Source organism: Pseudohongiella acticola (assembly GCF_001758195.1).
Classification (GTDB): Bacteria; Pseudomonadota; Gammaproteobacteria; order Pseudomonadales; family Pseudohongiellaceae; genus Pseudohongiella; species Pseudohongiella acticola.
Window position 1 is genome coordinate 394003 of the sequence record NZ_MASR01000001.1, and the last position, 19335, is coordinate 413337.

A 19335-nucleotide genomic window follows, 5' to 3' on the forward strand; every position below is an offset into this window, starting at 1 on the left:
CCTGTTTCTCTTTCTGTATCGGTTAAACTGATTTTAAGGTTAGCGCGCACCTGCAAGAACTTACGCTAAGCCGCTGATTACTTGACTATAACACGCTGATCTCGGCACCCCTGTTACGCTTTGTAACGCACCTGTAGCCAGCACCAGAAGCCATTCTTAACTGACACTGATCCGCAATGCAGCAGCTGACGCCAGCGGCGCAATACTCAGCGCGACCGCCAGGATCGCCCCCAGCAAGGCAAAATGACTGCCCACTGGCAGCCCGAACATGACATCGCTGACTGCTTTGGCGCCGATTATAAGCACCGGCATCGTCAACGGCAAAACAATCACCGCCAGAATAAGGCCGCGGCTACCCAGGCCTACGGTCAGCGCCACGCCGATGGAGCCAAACAGGCTTAATACCGGTGTACCTATCAATAACGTCAGCACCAGCGTCCAGTAGGCCGATTCAGGCAGATAAAGCATGTACGCAAGTAACGGGGACAATACCACCACAGGCAGACCACTGATCAGCCAGTGTGCGATATTCTTTGCCAGCACCAGAAAAAACAGGGGCTGTGGCGATAACAGCAACTGCTCCAGGGAACCGTCCTCATAATCGGCCCGGTACAGGTTGTCCAGAGACAGCATGGAGGCCAGCAACGCGGACACCCAGACCACACCTGCGGCTATCCGGGTCAATTCCAGAGGGTCCGGGCTCACGCCAAGCGGAAACAGCGTCACCACGATCAGAAAAAACATGATCGGGTTAAGCAGGTCGTTGCGGCGTTTAAAGGCAACCAGCAGATCACGTCGTAGCGTCGCCAGAAACGCGCCCCAGGTGCTGACCTCGGGTGTTGTTGAAGAGGCGCTCATGCCGGTTGCTCCACGCCGTCCAGGTTCAGACGTTCAACCGCGCAGGGAACATTAAGCCGATGGTGCGTAGTGACCAGCACAGCGCCGCCCTTGCCGACATGCTCGGAAAGCAGCTGTTCCAGCTCGCGAACGCCGTAAACATCCAGAGTTGTGAAGGGTTCATCGAGGATCCACAGCACCGCTGGACTGATCAACAGTCGGGCCAGAGATACCCGCTGATTCTGACCGGCCGACAGATTCCGGCATGGCACATCCTCATAGGCCTTGAGGCCAACCCTCGCCAGCGCGCTGTCAATACGACTGTCGTCCACCGGCGTGTGCAGGGAGGCGCTCCAGCGCAGATTTTCACGAGGCGTCAGAATCCGGTTCACACCGACGCGGTGCCCAATATAAAGCAGCGAAGCCAGAAAGGTCTCGCGTTGTTCGCGAACCGGCTCGCCGCACCACAGGATATTGCCTTGGTAACTGTCATTGAGGCCACAGATGATACGCAGCAACGTGGTTTTGCCACTGCCATTGCTGCCCAGCACCTGCAACAGTTGTCCGGCTTGCAGGGAAAAGTTCAAATCCGAAAAAAGCACCCGCTCGTCACGCTCACAGAACAACGACTGTACCTGTAACAGTGAGTCTGTACCCGACTGCAGGTCGGTTTCGGTCGAAATCAGGGGTTCATCAGGGGTCATAAGGCGAGTGATATGGCGATAGTTCTCGGCGGCTGCAATGAAGCCTCGATTATAACCACAAAATCGCAGGAAATCTTGTTACCGGAGACTGAATCAGGCAGGTTTGCCAACACCCCGGGCCGCCATCAGCGACACCAGTTTAGCTTCAGCCTGGGACAGCCCGCAGGTTTTTACCAGATCCTCTGGGGCTGCGCCCATCTGAATCAGTTTGCTTGCCTGGTCGTAGGTCAGACTGCCCGCATCCTTGTTTTCCAGCTCCTGCTGTCGCCTGGCAGTCAGCGTCACCCGCTGCTCCAGGCTGTGCATGCTCTGGCCCAGCTTTACCACAGCGCCACCATTGGCGCGCATCAATGCTTCCTGACGCGTAGAGACTTCCGTCAACGCCTGATTCAATCGATTGACTTTACGCATGTTGACGATCTGCAAGGCGCCCAGGGTCAGGCCAAAACCAGCAATCAGGACCAGTGTCAGTGCCGTGCTTAAGGTCATCAACATCATCAAGCTCCAATTCATTCCAGATCAATTATCGAGTTCGGCCAGTTCTTCTTCACTGAGCAGTTTGTCCAGCTCCACCAGGATCAGGAGCTGATCGTCGCGATGACAGACCCCCTGTATAAAACGAGCCGAATCGTCTTTATTTACTTGTGGCGGTGTTTCGATCTCGGAACGCTTCAGGTAAACCACCTCAGCCACACTGTCGACCACAATGCCAATAATATGCTGTCCAATTTCTATGATGACGATACGGGTATTGTCATCTGGCTCACGGTCCGGCAAGCCAAAACGGCACCGGGTATTGATAACCGATATCACCGTGCCACGAATATTGATAATGCCCATGACATAGGAAGGCGCACCAGGAACCGGCGCAATATCCTGAAATTTAAGCACTTCTTTGACGACCATGACATCAACGCCGTAGGTCTCATTCTCCAGTTGGAACGTTACCCACTGCAGTACCTGATCGTTATCCTGTTTCTTGACTTCGCCCATGGGCTTCCCCGTTATTAAATGTCTATTATGACAAGCGTCAATTTTCCAGCGCTTCAGAAGACCACACAGACATCCGCAATATATAATGCAGGTTCTGTGCCATTGTTTTAGTCCAGACTCGGCGCGCCGCTTTGTTTAATCTTCCTTAAGCAGGTCCGCTTTAATCTGCCGGGCCGTATCACTGGCATCCAGCATGCTTACCAGCACTTCCACATCCAGCAGCGCGCACAAACGTCCCAACACGGTACCTGCCAGCCAGGGTCGTTTACCCGAAGTCTTGCGCCACCGAATGTCCGCGGGCTGCAGATGAGCGGACTGATCTGCGTTGTTGACCGCCAATGCCCAATGACTGTCGCCCAGCACAACAATGCTCTGGTACTCGATCTGTTGTTCTGCGTCTACCCGTTCAGGCATGACAAAGCGCGCAGTATCGACCACCCGTATGGTTTTGCCGTTCCAGCGGATCAGCCCCATAAACCAGTCGGCCTGCGCTACCATGGGCTGCAGCTTGTCTGCCAGGGGCATTATCCCGCCCAGTTCGTGCAGGGGCGCCGCCAGCTTCAGTCCCACCACATCAAATAACAGACTGGCAAAGGGTTTCTCGGCCCAGGGCATAGACGCCCCAGCCGGCTCCTGCTCCTGCTCCTGGTTCGTGGTTGGTGTTTCTACCCGCGACAGGTCAAGCGTCTGCTCAGGGGCCGGTATCGCCAGCTCAGGTGCCAACTCGGGCTCCGGCGCCACAACCTGCTGTAGCACCGGACTGGCGACCGGGTCGGCCGACCATTCTTCAAGAGAGGTGGCCTCTGATACAGTCGCAGCCATCTGCGTTGACACAGCTTGTGACGGTGACGTCAGGTCTGGTTGTGGCTCTTCATCTGGCAGAACATTGCGCAGCAATACATCCAGATAATCCTGGACAACACCCTGTGATGCCGATTTCGAATGCGTTTGTGTCGACACCTGTTCGTTAACCATGGACAACTGCTCCTGTTGCGACCAGCGGCGCCTCTGATGTCGTTTTCAACAAAGTCTTCAACAACGAGCCATAGGCCTGAATACCGCGACTGTCGGGGTCCAGCGCCAGTGGCGTGACGCCTTTGGCACTGGCATCGCGCAGTCGAGTATCAACCGGAATCGCCGAATTCCAGACATGCTCAGGCCAGGTTTTGCGCATGTGCCTGAAGCTGCTGACGCCAGCCTGGGTGCGCCGGTCAAACAGCGTCGGCACTAACAGGTAGGGCAAAGGATGTCGCCGGGAGCGATTGATCATTTGCAGTGTATTAAGCATGCGTTCAACACCTTTGATCGCGAGAAATTCTGTCTGTACTGGCACAATGACCTGTTCTGATGCGGCCAGCGCATTGACCAGCAGCACGCCCAGTGTCGGTGGACTGTCTATCAGAACATGGTCAAATCGATCCCACAGACAGGTCAGCGCGCGCGAGACCGCCAGGCCCATGCCTTCCTGAGAAACTGCATTGCGCTCCATGGTCGCGAGCGCGGTATTTCCGGGCACCAGACTGAGACCCGACGCGTCAGTATCATGAATGCTGGCATCAAGCTGCGCTGGGTCCAGTTTGCCTGGCGGCGCAAACCAGTCAAAGCTGCTATGCGATGTGGATTCAGGCGAATGACCAAAATAGCTGCCCAGAGACGCCTGCGGATCCAGATCAAGCATCAGCACCCGCTTGCCTTGCTGAGCCAACAGGCAGCCAAGGGCAACCGTGGTAGTCGTTTTACCAACGCCCCCTTTCTGATTGGCTACTGACCAGACTCTCATGTCAACAGGCCTCGCTGCGTATGTTTATGCGCGTTCAGTTGATTTCTTCACAAAGTCGTGGCGCAACGCGCCGCAGATCCAGTACCTCGTCGACCAGCCCGGCTTTGGCGACAGCCATCGGCATCCCGTAGATAACACAACTTGCCTCATCCTGCGCCCAGATTGTAGCCCCTTCGGCTTTAAGCAGTCGCGCCCCTTCCCGGCCATCAGCCCCCATACCTGTGAGCACCACACCCAGGACTTTGCCGCCCAGATCCCGCGCAACGGACCCGAAGGTGACGTCCAGTGAGGGTTTGTAGTTGAGATGCGATTCACCTTCAGTCACCCGGATTCGCATATGACCATCAGACAACATCTGTTTGCCACCCGGTGCCAGATAAGCATGCCCCGCTCGCAATACATCACCGTCTTTGGCTTCACTGACACTGATCTGACAAATCCGGTCCAGCCGCTCAGCGAACGCCTTGGTAAAAGTGCCCGGCATATGTTGTACCAGCAGTATGGGCAAGCGGAAGTTGGCAGGCAAGCGGGTCAGCACTTCCTGCAAGGCCATCGGCCCACCGGTAGAGGCCCCAATCACAACCAGTTGCGTTGAGCGCAGTCCGCCCCGTCGCGTCGGCGTTGCCGCGACCGCTGGCGCAGGGGCGGCCGTTGTTGGTGCAGCCGAAGCCACGGAAGTCCGGCTGCCGGACACCATAACGATACGGTCGCACAGTATTTTTTGTATTTCTTCCGGGTGCTTCGATATCTCTTCGAAGTTCTTGGGAAGATAGTCAACAGCCCCCGCCTCAAGTGCATCAAGCGTTACCCGTGCGCCCTCATAGGTCAGCGACGAAAACATCAACACTGGAATGCGCAGCTTGCGATGGATTTCACGCAAGGAGGTGATGCCATCCATCACCGGCATTTCATAGTCCATGGTGATGACATCTGGACGCAGGCGGCCTGCCTGGTCAATCGCTTCCTGGCCGTTACTTGCGGTACCGATAACCTGCAACCGGCCATCCGCATTGATCAGTTCTGTCAGTCGACGCCGGAAGAAACCCGAATCATCGACCACCAACACCTTAATTGTCATTGTTCATTGTACCTGTTGGCGCTAATAGCGCCTTTGAAGCCAACCTTTACATTCCAGCTTTGCGTCGATGCCATCAGGCAGCATAACGTTTAAGCAAACCGGGAACATCGAGAATCACTGCGATACGACCATCCCCGGTTATGGTTGCGCCGGCCATACCTGGCGTGCCGTGCAGCATTCGCCCCAGCGGCTTGATAACCACTTCCTCCTGGCCAATCAGCGTGTCCACTACAAAGCCGACCCGTTGTGCACCGACACTGACTATAACCACGTTAGCATCAGTTTTCTGTTCACCGGCACTCTGCGGCATATCCTGAGTCAGCCAACGCCGCAAATGAAACAGCGGCAAGGCTTTGTCGCGCACGGTGACAACCTGCTGTCCATCAACCACATGGGTACCGTTTAAATCGAGGTTGAATATTTCGCTGACACTGGCCAGCGGCAAAGCAAAGGCCTGTTCGCCGACCAGAATCATCAATGTCGGCATTATCGCCAGCGTCAAGGGCACCTTGATTTCGATGCGCGTGCCTTCGCCTGGCTTGGAGTCGATAAACACGGAGCCATTCAGTTGTGTGATTTTGGTTTTCACCACGTCCATACCAACACCCCGGCCGGAGACATCCGAGACTTCGGTCTTGGTAGAAAAACCAGGTGCAAATATCAGATCAAAACACTCGCTGTTGCTGAGCCGGTCAGCGGCATCTTTGTCCATAATGCCTTTTTCCACGGCCTTGCCGCGCAACACATCGGGATCCATGCCATTACCATCATCACTGATGGTCAACAGGATATGATCACCTTCCTGTTCTGCCGCCAACAAAATTGTACCTTGTCGGGGTTTACCTCCCGCTGCTCGCTTGTCCGGCAATTCGATACCATGATCGACGGCGTTTCTGACCAGGTGGACCAACGGGTCGGCAAGCGCCTCTACCAGATTCTTGTCGAGGTCGGTGTCTTCGCCGTGCAGTTCCAGTGTAACTTCTTTTTTCAAACTACGCGCCAGGTCTCTTACCACCCGGGGGAAGCGACCAAACACCTTCTTGATTGGCTGCATACGGGTCTTCATGACCGAGCTTTGCAAGTCAGCCGTCACCAGGTCCAGGTTGGCAACCGCTTTCGACAACATTTCGTCCGCAGCTGTTGATCCGATTCGAACCAGCCGGTTTCGAACCAGAACCAGTTCGCCGACCATATTCATGATGTCATCCAGACGACGCGTATCAACGCGCACTGTGGTTTCAGCCGCAGGAGCCTGATCGGCCGCGGGCGTCTTGGTCTCGGGCTTTGTTGCCGGCTTGCTGCCTGTGGTGGGTACCGCTTTCAGAGTGGGCTTGGGTTGTGCTGCTGGCTGAACAGGTTCAGGTGTCGACGCGGGCTCCGGGGCGGTGTCGGAGGATTTTCCACCATGGAGTTGATCGAGCAGAGCTTCAAACTCGTCATCGGTGATTTCGTCGTTATTGGGGTTGCTGGCGTCGGCTGAGGGCGCTTTATCCGCTGAGGGTGCTTTATCCGCTGAGGGCTCTTTCTTGGCTGACGGCTCTTTCTGAGCTGAGGGCTCTTTATCCGCTGAGGGCTCTTTACCAGCCGCAGACGCATTCGGCGCTCCCTGCAACTGGTCGAGCAGTGCTTCGAACTCGTCGTCGCTAATTTCATCGCCGCCGGCACCCTGGTCCGGAGCTGTCGTCGATTCGCTGGCACGGTTTTCCGCTTCCGCTTCAAAGTCCGCCGAGTCCAGTGCTGCCAGTAACTGATCGAATTCCTCGTCAGTCATGTCATCACCGGCACTGGCTTCAGCGGAAAGCTTCGCATCCTGTGGCGCCGTCACCTGAGCAACAACTGACGCATCCGGGCTCGCTGCTGCAGGCTCAAGGTCATCACCATTTGCCAGCATTTGCAACGCTTCCAGCAATTCGTCGCTTGCCGGTTCCGGCGGCACCCGCTCTTTGATCTGGGCGAACATGTTGTTCACACAATCAAGCGCCTGCAACACAATATCCATCAATTCCGAGGTCACCTGGCGCTTACCATTACGCAGGTTATCAAACAGGTTCTCAGTGACGTGGCAACAGTCGACCATTGGCGTTAGCTGCAGGAAACCTGCGCCGCCTTTGACTGTGTGAAAGCCGCGGAAGATCGCGTTCAGCAGATCTTTGTCTTCCGGTTGTTTTTCCAGCTGCACAAGTTGCTCAGAGAGCTGTTCCAGAATTTCACCGGCCTCGACCAGGAAATCTTCCAGAATCTCTTCGTCATCAAAAAAACTCATGTTGCTGCTCTCCTGCGATTCACCATCATCAGCCTCTGGCTGTTGCGTGAGTCAAAATCCAAGACTGGATAACAAATCGTCGACATCATCCTGGCCTGAAACCACGTCCTGATTATTCTGCTGATTGATTTGCGGCCCTTCAGCACGAATGCGTTGACTCTCGTCCCGCTCAGCCTTCTGGTCACTGCTGGCCGGCTTGATACCGGCAACCTCTTCAACATTACTGGCAAGTTTGACCAGCCGAACCAGATTCTGTTCTACGTCACTGACCAGCTCGATTACCCGCTTGATTACCTGGCCACTAAGGTCCTGATAACCTTGCGCCATCAAAATATCGGTGAGTCGGGTATGTATTCCCTGTCCGTCGTCGCTGATACGCTGCAGAAGCTCACCAACACGCTCAAACAACGCTGCCGAAGCGTCTTTCTGTGTCGCGCCTTCAGCCTGGAAGGCAATCCAGTCTTTATGAAGGTCGGCACTGTCATCAACGAGCTTTTGCACCATGGGCGCAGCTTCGTCGACACGGTCCATGGTCTGATTGGCAGCATCTTCTGTCATGGCAATAACATAGTTCAATCGACTGCGAGCATCCGCCATTTCCGACAGCTCGTGTTTGACCTCAGCACTGCCATGCAAACCAATTTCCAGATGAAAATCCTTCAGGGCATTGTGCAAGGCCCGGGTCAGTCGGCCCACTTCAACATAAAGCGTTTCATCTCGAGCGTGGTTTATCTGATGGATATAATCGGCCACTGCCGCCATGTCGTCCCGTTGCAGCGCTTCCAACAGCTGCTGTTTTCGCTCAACCATGGCATCCATGAAGCTTTTAGCGCCGGCTGCAGCCAGCTCTGAAATTTCGGAATCCGACGGGACTTTGCCCGCTTTTGCCAATGTATTTTTCTTTGAATCTGACATTTGGCTTCCCTTAATTGTTGGCGTCGATGCGCTCAAAGATTTTCTCAATCTTTTCCTGCAGCGCCGCTGCCGTAAAAGGTTTCACCACATAGCCATTCACACCTGCCTGGGCCGCTGCGATAATCTGATCTCTCTTCGCCTCAGCCGTCACCATCAGTATAGGCAGGGTTTTCAGCTTTTCGCTGGCTCGGCAGGCCTTTAGCAAATCGATACCGGTCATGCCCGGCATGTTCCAGTCGGTGATAAGGAAATCAAACTGCCCGTTCTCCAGCATTGGCAACGCGGAGCTACCGTCATCTGCCTCAGCGGTATTGGTGAACCCCAGGTCCCGTAACAGATTCTTGATAATCCGACGCATTGTTGAGAAATCATCAACAATGAGTATTTTCATGTTCTTGTCCAAAACCGCCTCCACGTCGTGTGCTCAACCCGGGGATACACGCCACCGGCGAGGTATCTCCCTAGCAGGTTATCGCTTGAAAGTTAAAAAAATTTAGCACTAATAAGGAAATAAATTCAGATGGCGAGCATTATAGCTCAGCGCGAAGCGCTTGTGGTGTGGGATATCAGGTAGCTTAGCGCCATTCCTGAAGGCGCGCGCGCAGACGGAGTGCCGCCTGGCTGTGTATCTGGCTGATACGGGATTCGCTGACGCCCAGAACCTCACCAATCTCTTTCAGATTGAGTTCTTCATCGTAATAAAGTGCCAGTACGAGCTTTTCACGCTCTGGCAGGCCTTCAATCGCTTTCGCCAGATGCGCCCGAAAGTCCTCGTCCTGAATTTCATCTGCCGGGCCTGATATTTCGCCCGACGCAGCTTCAAGCGCGGAGTCGTCCCCGCCTTCTGTCAGATCATCAAAGCTGAACAGCCGGCTGCCGGAAGCATCCTGCAGGATCGAGTAGTAGGTTTCCAGGTCAATGCCCAATTCTTCGGCTACTTCGGTGTCTTTGGCGTCACTGCCAGTGCGCATCTCTACCGATTTGACGGCCGCTGCCACCTCGCGTGACTTGCGGTGCACTGAACGTGGGGCCCAGTCACCACGACGAATCTCATCCAGCATGGCGCCACGTATGCGAATGCCGGCATAGGTTTCAAAACTGGCACCCTTGGACATATCATACTTGCGGGCAGCTTCCAGCAGGCCAATCATGCCTGATTGAATCAGATCATCAAGTTGCACACTGGACGGCATTCGCATAAGCAAATGATGCGCAATACGTTTCACCAGAGGAGCATGCTGCGTAACCAGCTCATTCATGCTTCCGGATTGCACGTCCTGATAGACTGAGGCGCCTGTAGATCCTGTCATAAACAATCCCGTTGAGTCCTTATCAGGACATCCCCTGAACGAGTCGCTCGACAAAAAACTCCATCTGACCGGTCGCCTGCGTTCTCACCGGCCACTGACTGACCTCCTTTGCCAGTCGACGATAAGCGCCGGCAGCTTTACTGCCCGGATAGGAGTCCAGCGTCGGGCGCTGTCGCTGAACTGCCTTGCGAAGCGTTTCATCAAACGGTATATCACCCGCATAGCGCAGATTCACATCCAGAAACCGACCCGCAACGCCTGCAAATCGATTGAACATGTTGCGCCCCTCGCCTTCAGAGCGGGTCATATTGGCAACGATTCTGAAGTCCTGCAAATGGCAGTCCCGGTGTAATAATTTAATCAGGGCATAAGCGTCTGTCATTGACGACGGCTCATCACAGACAACGACTAGCACTTCCTGCGCAGCTCTGACAAAACTGACGACAGAGTCAGAGATACCTGCGGCCGTATCGATCACCAGGACATCCAGTTCGTCCGCCAGTTCACTGAACGCGTTAACTATACCAGCGTGTTGATTAGGGCCCATGGTGACCAGTGACTGCACACCAGAGGACGCCGGTATGACGTTAATTCCGTGTGACGGAACCATGATGTCACGCAGTGAACATTCGCCAGAAAGGACATCAGCAATGGTACGTTGGGCCTTGATACCCAATAGAATATCGACATTGGCCAGACCGAGATCAGCATCCATTAGAACGACGCGCTTGTCCAGCTGTGCCAGCGCCAGGCTGAGGTTTACTGAAATACTTGTTTTGCCTACGCCACCTTTACCACCGGTCACTGCAAGCACTTGAATGGGATGCATTCCCTGTTTTCTCCCCAACTGGTTACCGTCGGCCAGACCGTCAGCCCGTTAGTTCAGCCCTGCGACACGCAGTTCGGCTGGTGACTGACTGCCATATTCGGTCATTAGCCGCTCTTTCTCAACAGGCACGGCCGCTTGTCTTCTGCCCAGGGCAACAGCGCGTTTTACCAGCGCCGAAGCCTGTGCCAACGCAATATCATCGGGAATCGACTGTCCAAAGGTTTCATAAACCACGGGCAGATCGCGTTCGATGGTCAGCGCGAGCGCATCGCCAAGCACACATGCCTCATCCAGATGAGTGAGAATACACGCAGAAACATCTGCCGTCGAACAGGTTTTCCATGCAGCCCGTAAAACCTGGGCCTGGCTTGTCGCCGGCAGGACAACCCATTTTTGTACCTGTGGCTGATCACGCAGTAGTGTCAGTTGTCGTTGCTGCTCCGGATGATGAGACGGGAGGCCGGCAGTATCAACCAGAACCAGCTGTTTATGGCCCAGGCTTTCCAGCGTATCGTCCAGGGAATGCTGGTTGTCTACTATCCGCACACTCACGCCCAGGATTCGTCCCAGTGTCCGCAATTGTTCATGCGCCGCCAGGCGAAAACTGTCAGTGGTAACGAGCGCAACATCCTGCGGACCGTGTTGCAAAACATACCGGGTCGCCAGTTTAGCGATGGTCGTCGTCTTGCCGGCGCCGGTTGGCCCCAAAAAGGCAAACACACCGCCCTGCTCAATCGGATCATGACCTAACACTGGCAGCGCCTTGACCAGGCTTCCCAATACCTGTTTCCAGACTTGATCCAGCGTTTTCCCCGGTTTGATTGCAGTCAGCAACTGCCGGCTCAGAAAACCCGGCACACCCATCGCCGATAACCGTTCCCAGATCACCGCCTGCAGTGGCGACTGGCTGCTAAATTGCTCCCAGGCCAGCCCGTTGAGACGCTGCTGGAGCAATGTACGTATACTGTGCAGCTCGCTGCGCATGGCGCCCATCTCAGCCTTGCTGACCGAAGGTGGAGGCACAGCTGCCGCTTCTGTCGGCTTTTTTACTACCGGCGCTGGACTCAGGGTCGCGATGACCTCAACTCCGCCTGTTGCCAGACTGCGCGTCGACAAAATGGCAGCATCTTCGCCCAGTTCCTCGCGCACTTGAAGAAGTGCTTGCCGCATATCTTTGGCCAGGATCTTTTTAAGCTGCATTGTTGCTCCTCACATCTCGTTTTTACGGTAGTTTCGAACCACGATCTTCACTGACCAATCGTGGCGACAATCGTAATTTGTTTGTTGTCCGGTACTTCCTGGTATGACAGCACTTTCACACCTGACAGAGTGAACCTGACAAACCGGCTCAGCAGAGGTCGCAGTGGCGCTCCTACTAACAACACTGCCGGATTGCCGGCAATTTCCTGCCGTTGTGCCGCCTGCATCAGCGACTGCTGCAAACGCTCGGCAATGCCGGGCTCGATAACCACGCTATCGTCGATGTAACCACCGTCTTGTTGCTGAGCGCTTTGCTGTACTGCTTTAAGCAATATCTGTTCCAGAGTTGGATCAAGGGTGATAACAGGCAGCTCAGCCTTGTTACCGTAGATGCCCTGAACGATTACGCGTGCCAACGCCACACGCACCGCGGCGGTCAAAGTGACGGGATCTTGACTCCTGCCAGCGACAGACGCCAATGCTTCGCCGATACTGCGCATATCTTTGACGGGGATGCCCTCCTGCAACAGGTTCTGTAGAACCTTGCGAAGCACATTGCCATTGAGTTGATTGGGTAACTCTTCCGCCAGTTTCTTCGACGACTTGGCAAGAATTCCCAACAGCTCGTGAACCTCATCATGTCCCAGCAATTCATGCGCGTGTTTGTGCAACAGCGTGTTCATATGAGTGGCAACAACCGTACTGGCATCTACCACGGTATAACCAAGCGACTGCACCTGATCACGTTGGGGTGGCTCGATCCACAGGGCCTCCAGCCCGAATGCAGGATCCTTGGTAGCTATACCCTGGGCTTTACCGTAGACCTGGCCCGGGTTGATGGCCATTTCACGCTCAGGATGTATTTCCGCGCCACCGATATTGACCCCCATCAAATTAATGCGGTATTCATTAGGTTGCAGATCAAGGTTGTCGCGAATGTGGACAGAGGGCACAAGAAACCCAAGCTCCTGTGACAGCTTTTTGCGTATACCCTTGATACGGGCCAGCAATTGTCCGCCCTGATCTTTGTCTACCAGCGGAATCAGTCGGTAGCCAACTTCAAGCCCAACAACGTCAACCGGCATGACATCGTTCCAGCCCAGTTCCTGCTGCTCGGTTGTGGCTTTAACTTCTTTGGCGGATTGATCAGCAATGGCGGCCTCGTCGACTTCAGTGGCCTGCTTCTGTTGGCGCATGTAGATGGTCACTGAGCCAGCCACTGCTGCAAATGCCAGCGACAGGAACGCCAGATGCGGCATACCAGGCACGATGCCCATAACGAACAGGACCATGCCCGCGATACCCAGTGAGCGTGGCGTAGCGAACATCTGACTGATGACCTGCGAGCCCATCATTTCCGAGTTATTGTTGCGGGTCACCATGATCGCCGCTGCCGTTGACAACACCAGTGCCGGGATCTGCGCGACCAGACCATCACCAATAGTCAGCAGGGCGTAGCGTTCGGTGGCAGTGCTGAAGTCCAGGCCGTGCTGCATCATGCCTATGGCCAGCCCGCCAATCATGTTGATGACCAGAATCAGAATACCGGCAATTGCATCGCCTTTAACAAATTTGCTGGCACCGTCCATGGCACCGTAAAAATCAGCCTCTTGAGTAATGTCCTGTCGACGCACGCGCGCCTGCTCTTGATCAATAATGCCCGCGTTAAGGTCGGCATCGACGGCCATCTGTTTGCCCGGCATTGCGTCCAGCGTAAAGCGGGCACTGACCTCGGCGATTCGACCGGCACCTTTGGTGACAACAACAAAGTTGATGATAATGAGAATCAGGAATACGATGAGGCCAACGGCGTAGTTACCACCAATCACCACCTCACCGAATGACTCGATAACACGGCCAGCGGCCGCTCCACCTTCATGACCATTCAACAGCACCACGCGCGTTGACGCCACATTCAGTGCCAGACGCAGCAGCGTCGAAATCAACAGAATCGTCGGAAAGACCGCAAAATCCAGTGGCCGCATCGCGTATACCGCAACACACAGAACCACCAGTGCAATGGTTATATTAAACGTGAAAAATACATCCAGCAGAATTGGCGGAATCGGCAATGTCATCATTGCCAGAATCACCAGCAGCAAAACCGGTATCCCGAGATTACCTTCTGTCAGAGTACGGGCATTCGTTGCCAACGTCGCTCGGTTCAGATTGCCGCTAAAATTCAACATAGATTACGGACCAGCCCGCTGTGGTAGCCAAAATTTTGTGAGGTCAATGCCACCAACAAGCGGATGCCGTCAGTGAACAGGCGCTTTGTCCAAAATCTTGACGCTTTCACAGCGAACCAAGTCGAATCTGCAGCCTTTTATGTCCTACAGAGGGGGTGTTGCAAAAGTCGTGCTAAGTTTGCCGTTGCGGCAATTTTTTTGCCCTCAAGCGGAAAAGTGTTGCCGCCACGGGGTGATCAGGGCATCAATCGTGTTGCAGATCTTCCGGCACCAGCAGATTGTCAGCCAGCACCGGTCGCCGGCCGCCTTTATGTTTGTATTGACGCAGCTGAAACACATAAGCCAGAACCTGTGCCACAGCCTTGTACAGGCCTTCGGGTATTTCTTCATCAAGGTCGGTATTGTAATAAATGGCCCGGGCCAGCACCGGCGACTCGACGATGGGGATGTCATGCTCTTTCGCCACTTCCCGTATGCGCAAGGCCATGAAGTCGATCCCCTTACCAATCATGATCGGTGCAGCGCTGCCTCCCTGCTGATATTTCAGAGCGACGGCATAGTGTTGTGGGTTGGTGACAACCACATCGGCCTCTGGCAGGTTGCCCAGCATCCTGTTCTGCGTCATCTGGTACTGCAGCTGCCTGATCTTCTGCTTAATCTCCGGCTTGCCTTCAGTATCCTTGCTTTCGTCCTTGACCTCCTGAAACGTCATACGCAGCTTCTGGGTATGGGAGTGAATCTGAAACGGGATATCAACAATGGTGATCAGAATCATGGCGCAGGACATCGCCAGCACTGACCACCCGAGAATACTCAGCGCGTGGCGCATCGCAGGAAGAATGGGTTCTGACATAATGCTCAGAATTTCCTGCCAGTAAAACGCCATGATGACCAGGGCGATCGCAGCAACAACCACAACCTTGGCCATCGCTTTCGCCAATTCCATAAGCGCCTTGGGCCCGAACATTCGCCCCAAACCGGACATGGGATTCATGCGACTGGCCTTGGGCATAACTGCCTTTGTGCTCAGATTCCAGCCGCCCAGACCAATAGGCCCCAGCAACGCCGCAACAAGCAAAACCCCGAACACCGGCAGCAATGAACGCAGCCCCTGCATCGCCGATACGTTCAGATGACTGAGCATGGCGCTGGTGTCAAACACCTGCTCACGTTCAAGTACAAAATTATGCCCCATCAACCCCGCCAGCATCTGAATCATGAAGCCGCCAAACATCAATACTGCCGCTGTACCCGACAGTAGAATAGCCAGCGTATTGAGTTCCTTCGAGCGGACGGTATCCCCCTCCTCCTTCGCCTTCTCAAGGCGTTTGGGGGTGGGTTCCTGGGTTTTTTCTGACGAGGAATCCTGTTCTGCCATTGTTTTCTCTGTCTCTTATTCCTTGCCGGCTGTCATGTTGCGCTTGCGGCCAATCAATTCTGTTAAGCAAGCAGTGCCCGCAATCGAATAAACATCTCGTTAAAGATCCCGGCGGCCGCATCCAGAAAGAAGCCCATGGTCAGCCAGATAACAAACAGCCCAAACATCAGGGCCACCGGAAAACCGAGGGCAAAAATATTCATCTGCGGTGCTGCCCGGGTCATGATGCCAAAGGCAAAATTGGTCATCAACAGTGCCGTCAACGCGGGTAGCGCCAACAAAACCGCGCTGGAAAATACCCAGCTGATGGTGCTGATCAGTTGATAATACACATCCACATCAAGCCCGGTGGCCGCGATCGGGACCTGTACAAAACTGTCCGCAATCACTTCGATCATCACCAGGTGTCCGTCAAAGCTAATAAACAGAACCGTGACAAACATCAGATAAAAAGTACTGACGATGGCAACGTTGACACCGTTCGCCGGATCGACCATGGAAGCAAAACCAAGGCCCATCTGCATGGCGATCATCTGTCCCAGCAACACAAAAAGCTGAAACAACATCTGCAGAAAAAACCCCAGTGCCACACCGATCAGGAGTTGCTGCAGGATGATGATCATCACAGTCAGCGACAAGCCGTCAAGCGCCGGTACCGGTGGCAATGTTGGTGCCACCAGCAGCGACACTGCCATGGCCAGAATCAGACGGACCCGAATCGGAACAAAGTTGGAACCGAGCACGGGTGCGGCAAGAAAGAATCCCATGATGCGGAACATCGGCCATAGAAAACTGCCGACCAGGGCACCTATTTCTGCATCCGAAAATTCAAGCACTTTTTTTATCCGACCAGCATCGGAATGCTGAGTACCAGTTGTTCGGTGAACTCCATGATCCGTCGTAACAGCCACGGTCCGGTGATAATAATGACGATTAATGTGGTGAGCAGTCTGGGCAGAAAACTCAGCGTCTGTTCGTTGATTTGTGTGGCCGCCTGAAACGTACTGATAACAAGACCGATCAACAGGCTGGGCATAACAATGACAGCAACCAGCAACACAATCAGCCACATCGCTTCACGCCAGATATTAACTGCAACATCAGGTGTCATAAGCGTCAGACTCCAAAACTCATCGCGAGCGTGCCGATAATCATGGCCCAGCCATCAACCAGCACAAACAGCATTATTTTAAAAGGCAGCGAGATAATAATCGGCGACAGCATCATCATACCCATGGCCATCAACACACTGGCAACCACCAGGTCGATGACCAGAAAAGGAATAAAGAGGAGAAAACCAATCTGAAACGCGGTCTTTAATTCGCTGGTCACAAACGCCGGAATCAATACGGTCATTGGTACATCTTCAATACTGTTAACCGGGTCGGCGTTGGCCAGATCCAGGAACAACTGCAAATCCGACTCCCTTGTCTGTGCCGCCATGAAAGTTCGAAACGGGCCTTCGGCCTGATCCAGCGCTTCCTGTACGCTGATTTCCTCATTGATATAAGGTTGCAATGCGTTCTCGTTAACCTGTTGCAACACGGGTGTCATGATAAAAATGGACAGAAACAAGGCCAGGCCCAACAGAATCTGATTGGACGGTGTCTGTTGCAGACCAAGCGCCTGACGCAAAATGGCAAAAACAACAATAATTCGGGTAAAGGACGTCATCATCATCGCCAGTGCCGGCAACAGAGTCAGCGCTGTCATGATGGCAAGAATCTGAATCGTCACTGTGTACTGCTGATTGCCGTCATCATCGGTGGTCACCGACAAGGCGGGTATACCACTGCTCAGGTTTTCACCACCCAACAGTGCGTCTTCTATCGTCGTGCTCTGACTGGTTTCCTGTTGTGCAGCCACAGGGGCCAGCACGAACGCCTGCATCAGTAGCAACAGCCCCAGTATCAGTGAACGTCGCATTAACGTGATTCTCCGGCTGCTGACTTGTTGCCGGCACCTGACGACTGCAGCGTACTGCGCAGTATCTGACTGAATCCGCGCGTGTGTGTGCCTGCGGACTGGCTCTGAATACCCATGCCCGGGTTTCCCATACCCGGGCTGCGAGCACTGGCATTTGGATCCACAACATTGTCATCAAAGACATGCAGGGTACTGATATGACCTGGCGCTACGCCAATCAGTAATTGTTTGTCACCGACCTGCACCAGTGCAATGCGTTCACGGTTACCCACCGGCAGCGCGCTCAGCACTCGCATTGCACCAACGCTTCTCGGACCAAGGTTGGTGAATCGTCGCACAGCCCAGGCCAGCACCAGTATGAGCCCGACAATCACCAGTAACCAGATCGCTGTCTGCAGCATCGCATCGGACCCGCCGACAAAAAAAGATCCCTGACCCGCGCCGCTTTCCGCGCTCTGTCGGGCCGTATTAACCATTGTTGCTGATTCAGCCATTTAGCTTTTCCAGGCGTTAAGACCAACGCAGCGTTGGTGCTTTACTGTATTTAACGTAGCTTCTTGATGCGCTCTGACGGGCTGATCACGTCTGTCATACGAATGCCGAACTTGTCATTGACCACAACAACTTCACCGTGCGCAATCAGCGTCCCGTTAACCAGAACATCAAGTGGCTCGCCCGCCAGCCGGTCAAGCTCGATCACCGAGCCCTGATTCAATTGCAGCAGGTTTCGGATGGTGATCGCAGTACTGCCAACCTCCATGGAAATACGGACGGGAATATCCAGAATGACGTCGAGGTCCGGTGAACCTGATTTGCTCTCATTTGTGCTGCTACCAGCCACATCCTTGCCCGGTTGTTTGTCGTCTTCCATTGCTGCCGCCCATTCGTCGGCCATTGCCTGATCGTCTTTACTCACCTTGTCTGCCTCCGCACGGCTTGCCGTGTATTTGATTCATTTACGCTTCGCGCTCGCGATGTACGCCTTCGACGGTTAGTGCCAGATTTCCATTGGAGGTTCCCAGCCGGGTTTCGAACATGGGAATACCGTTCGCCTTCAGTACGATGGTTTCCGGCATTTCAACGGGGATAACATCGCCGGCCTCCAGATCAACCACATCACGAAGGGTTATCTTTCTATCGAACAGGTTACAACTGAATTCAACGGTTGCATCCTTGATCTGTTCTTTCAGAGCTTTGCCCCAACGCTCGTCATGTTCATCAACGTCACTTTGCATACCGGCATCGAGCAGATCACGGATGGGTTCGATCATGGCATAGGGTTGCGTCACGTGAATGTCACCACCACCACCATCGAGTTCGATGTGAAAACTACTGACCACAACGACCTCGCTGGGACTCACAATATTGGCCATCGATGGGTTGACCTCAGAGCGCAGGTGATCAAATTCAAGCTTGTATACATTCCGCCATGCTTCGCCAAGATCAAGGAAGACCTGATTAAGCACCATCTGCACTACCCGTAGTTCAGTCGGCGTAAACTCGCGACCTTCGATTTTTGCGTGACGACCATCGCCACCAAAATAGTTATCCACCAGTTTGAACACCAGCTTGGCATCCAGCACGATCAAGGCGGTGCCGCGCAGTGGCCTGAACTTCACCAGGTTTAGACTGGTAGGGACATAAAGCGTATGCAGGTATTCACCAAACTTGGTAATTTGTACCCCGCCCAGGGAAACGTCGGCGGTCCTGCGCAGCAGATTGAACAGACTGATCCGGGTATACCGGGCAAAACGTTCATTGATCATTTCCAGCGTGGGCATACGACCACGCACAATTCGATCCTGACTGGTCAGATCATAGGATCGTACCGACGCCGGATCATCGTCCAGATCAGTCTCAACGGCACCATCATCGACACCATGTAATAGCGCATCAATTTCGTCTTGCGATAACAGGTCCTGCATGATTGCGT

21 protein-coding genes are annotated in these 19335 nt (G+C 54.2%); all 21 read right to left on the reverse strand.

Features of this window, described 5'->3' with window-relative positions; translation table 11 throughout:
- Window positions 1-156: 156 nt before the first annotated feature.
- On the reverse strand, window positions 157-858 hold the full coding sequence (gene ccmB, locus PHACT_RS01770; RefSeq protein WP_070115645.1) for a heme exporter protein CcmB: 702 nt from the start codon (window positions 856-858) through the stop codon (window positions 157-159).
- Window positions 855-1541 (reverse strand): cytochrome c biogenesis heme-transporting ATPase CcmA, encoded by a 687-nt coding sequence (gene ccmA, locus PHACT_RS01775; RefSeq protein WP_070115646.1) that lies wholly within the window; start codon window positions 1539-1541, stop codon window positions 855-857. Before ccmA ends, ccmB begins: the two co-directional genes overlap by 4 nt.
- Window positions 1542-1634: 93 nt before the next feature.
- Complete coding sequence (locus PHACT_RS01780; RefSeq protein ID WP_083264259.1) at window positions 1635-2054, reverse strand: DUF2802 domain-containing protein; 420 nt, start codon at window positions 2052-2054, stop codon at window positions 1635-1637.
- A 6-nt stretch (window positions 2055-2060) separates the two neighbouring features.
- Entirely contained in the window at window positions 2061-2534 is a 474-nt protein-coding gene (locus tag PHACT_RS01785; RefSeq protein ID WP_070115648.1) for a chemotaxis protein CheW, read from the reverse strand.
- A 135-nt stretch (window positions 2535-2669) separates the two neighbouring features.
- Window positions 2670-3509: a chemotaxis protein CheW gene (locus PHACT_RS01790; RefSeq protein ID WP_070115649.1), complete on the reverse strand. Its 840-nt coding sequence runs from the start codon at window positions 3507-3509 to the stop codon at window positions 2670-2672.
- Window positions 3502-4314 (reverse strand): ParA family protein, encoded by an 813-nt coding sequence (locus PHACT_RS01795; protein ID WP_070115650.1) that lies wholly within the window; start codon window positions 4312-4314, stop codon window positions 3502-3504. The genes PHACT_RS01790 and PHACT_RS01795 overlap by 8 nt, the downstream gene beginning before the upstream one ends.
- Before the next feature lie 34 nt (window positions 4315-4348).
- Window positions 4349-5392 carry a protein-glutamate methylesterase/protein-glutamine glutaminase gene (locus PHACT_RS01800; protein WP_070115651.1) on the reverse strand — a complete coding sequence of 348 codons (1044 nt, stop codon included), beginning with the start codon at window positions 5390-5392 and terminating at the stop codon, window positions 4349-4351.
- A 73-nt stretch (window positions 5393-5465) separates the two neighbouring features.
- Entirely contained in the window at window positions 5466-7655 is a 2190-nt protein-coding gene (locus PHACT_RS01805) for a chemotaxis protein CheA (RefSeq protein ID WP_070115652.1), read from the reverse strand.
- Window positions 7656-7706: 51 nt separating this feature from the next.
- Window positions 7707-8570 (reverse strand): protein phosphatase CheZ, encoded by an 864-nt coding sequence (locus PHACT_RS01810; protein WP_083264260.1) that lies wholly within the window; start codon window positions 8568-8570, stop codon window positions 7707-7709.
- A gap of 10 nt (window positions 8571-8580) precedes the next feature.
- Window positions 8581-8961, reverse strand: a complete 381-nt coding sequence (locus PHACT_RS01815) for a chemotaxis response regulator CheY (RefSeq protein WP_317622236.1) — start codon at window positions 8959-8961, stop codon at window positions 8581-8583.
- A 184-nt stretch (window positions 8962-9145) separates the two neighbouring features.
- The gene (locus PHACT_RS01820) at window positions 9146-9880 is read right to left on the reverse strand and encodes an RNA polymerase sigma factor FliA (RefSeq protein WP_070115653.1); all 735 of its coding nucleotides are present in this window, start codon (window positions 9878-9880) and stop codon (window positions 9146-9148) included.
- A gap of 22 nt (window positions 9881-9902) precedes the next feature.
- Complete coding sequence (locus tag PHACT_RS01825; RefSeq protein ID WP_070115654.1) at window positions 9903-10709, reverse strand: MinD/ParA family protein; 807 nt, start codon at window positions 10707-10709, stop codon at window positions 9903-9905.
- Between the two features lie 48 nt (window positions 10710-10757).
- Window positions 10758-11909: a flagellar biosynthesis protein FlhF gene (gene flhF / locus PHACT_RS01830; RefSeq protein WP_070115655.1), complete on the reverse strand. Its 1152-nt coding sequence runs from the start codon at window positions 11907-11909 to the stop codon at window positions 10758-10760.
- Window positions 11910-11956: 47 nt separating this feature from the next.
- Window positions 11957-14098 carry a flagellar biosynthesis protein FlhA gene (gene flhA, locus PHACT_RS01835; protein WP_083264261.1) on the reverse strand — a complete coding sequence of 714 codons (2142 nt, stop codon included), beginning with the start codon at window positions 14096-14098 and terminating at the stop codon, window positions 11957-11959.
- 244 nt (window positions 14099-14342) lie between these two features.
- On the reverse strand, window positions 14343-15476 hold the full coding sequence (gene flhB, locus PHACT_RS01840; protein ID WP_070115656.1) for a flagellar biosynthesis protein FlhB: 1134 nt from the start codon (window positions 15474-15476) through the stop codon (window positions 14343-14345).
- A 62-nt stretch (window positions 15477-15538) separates the two neighbouring features.
- On the reverse strand, window positions 15539-16312 hold the full coding sequence (gene fliR / locus PHACT_RS01845) for a flagellar biosynthetic protein FliR (RefSeq protein ID WP_070115657.1): 774 nt from the start codon (window positions 16310-16312) through the stop codon (window positions 15539-15541).
- Between the two features lie 5 nt (window positions 16313-16317).
- Window positions 16318-16587 (reverse strand): flagellar biosynthesis protein FliQ, encoded by a 270-nt coding sequence (gene fliQ / locus PHACT_RS01850; protein WP_070115658.1) that lies wholly within the window; start codon window positions 16585-16587, stop codon window positions 16318-16320.
- 5 nt (window positions 16588-16592) lie between these two features.
- Window positions 16593-17402, reverse strand: coding sequence for a flagellar type III secretion system pore protein FliP (gene fliP / locus PHACT_RS01855; RefSeq protein ID WP_211284378.1), 810 nt, complete (start codon window positions 17400-17402; stop codon window positions 16593-16595).
- Window positions 17402-17896: a flagellar biosynthetic protein FliO gene (gene fliO / locus PHACT_RS01860; protein WP_070115659.1), complete on the reverse strand. Its 495-nt coding sequence runs from the start codon at window positions 17894-17896 to the stop codon at window positions 17402-17404. The genes fliP and fliO overlap by 1 nt, the downstream gene beginning before the upstream one ends.
- Window positions 17897-17946: 50 nt before the next feature.
- Complete coding sequence (gene fliN / locus PHACT_RS01865) at window positions 17947-18297, reverse strand: flagellar motor switch protein FliN (protein ID WP_070118082.1); 351 nt, start codon at window positions 18295-18297, stop codon at window positions 17947-17949.
- 61 nt (window positions 18298-18358) lie between these two features.
- A complete protein-coding gene (gene fliM / locus PHACT_RS01870) occupies window positions 18359-19327 on the reverse strand; it encodes a flagellar motor switch protein FliM (RefSeq protein ID WP_070115660.1) in 969 nt (322 codons plus the stop codon).
- Between the last annotated feature and the right edge of the window lie 8 nt (window positions 19328-19335).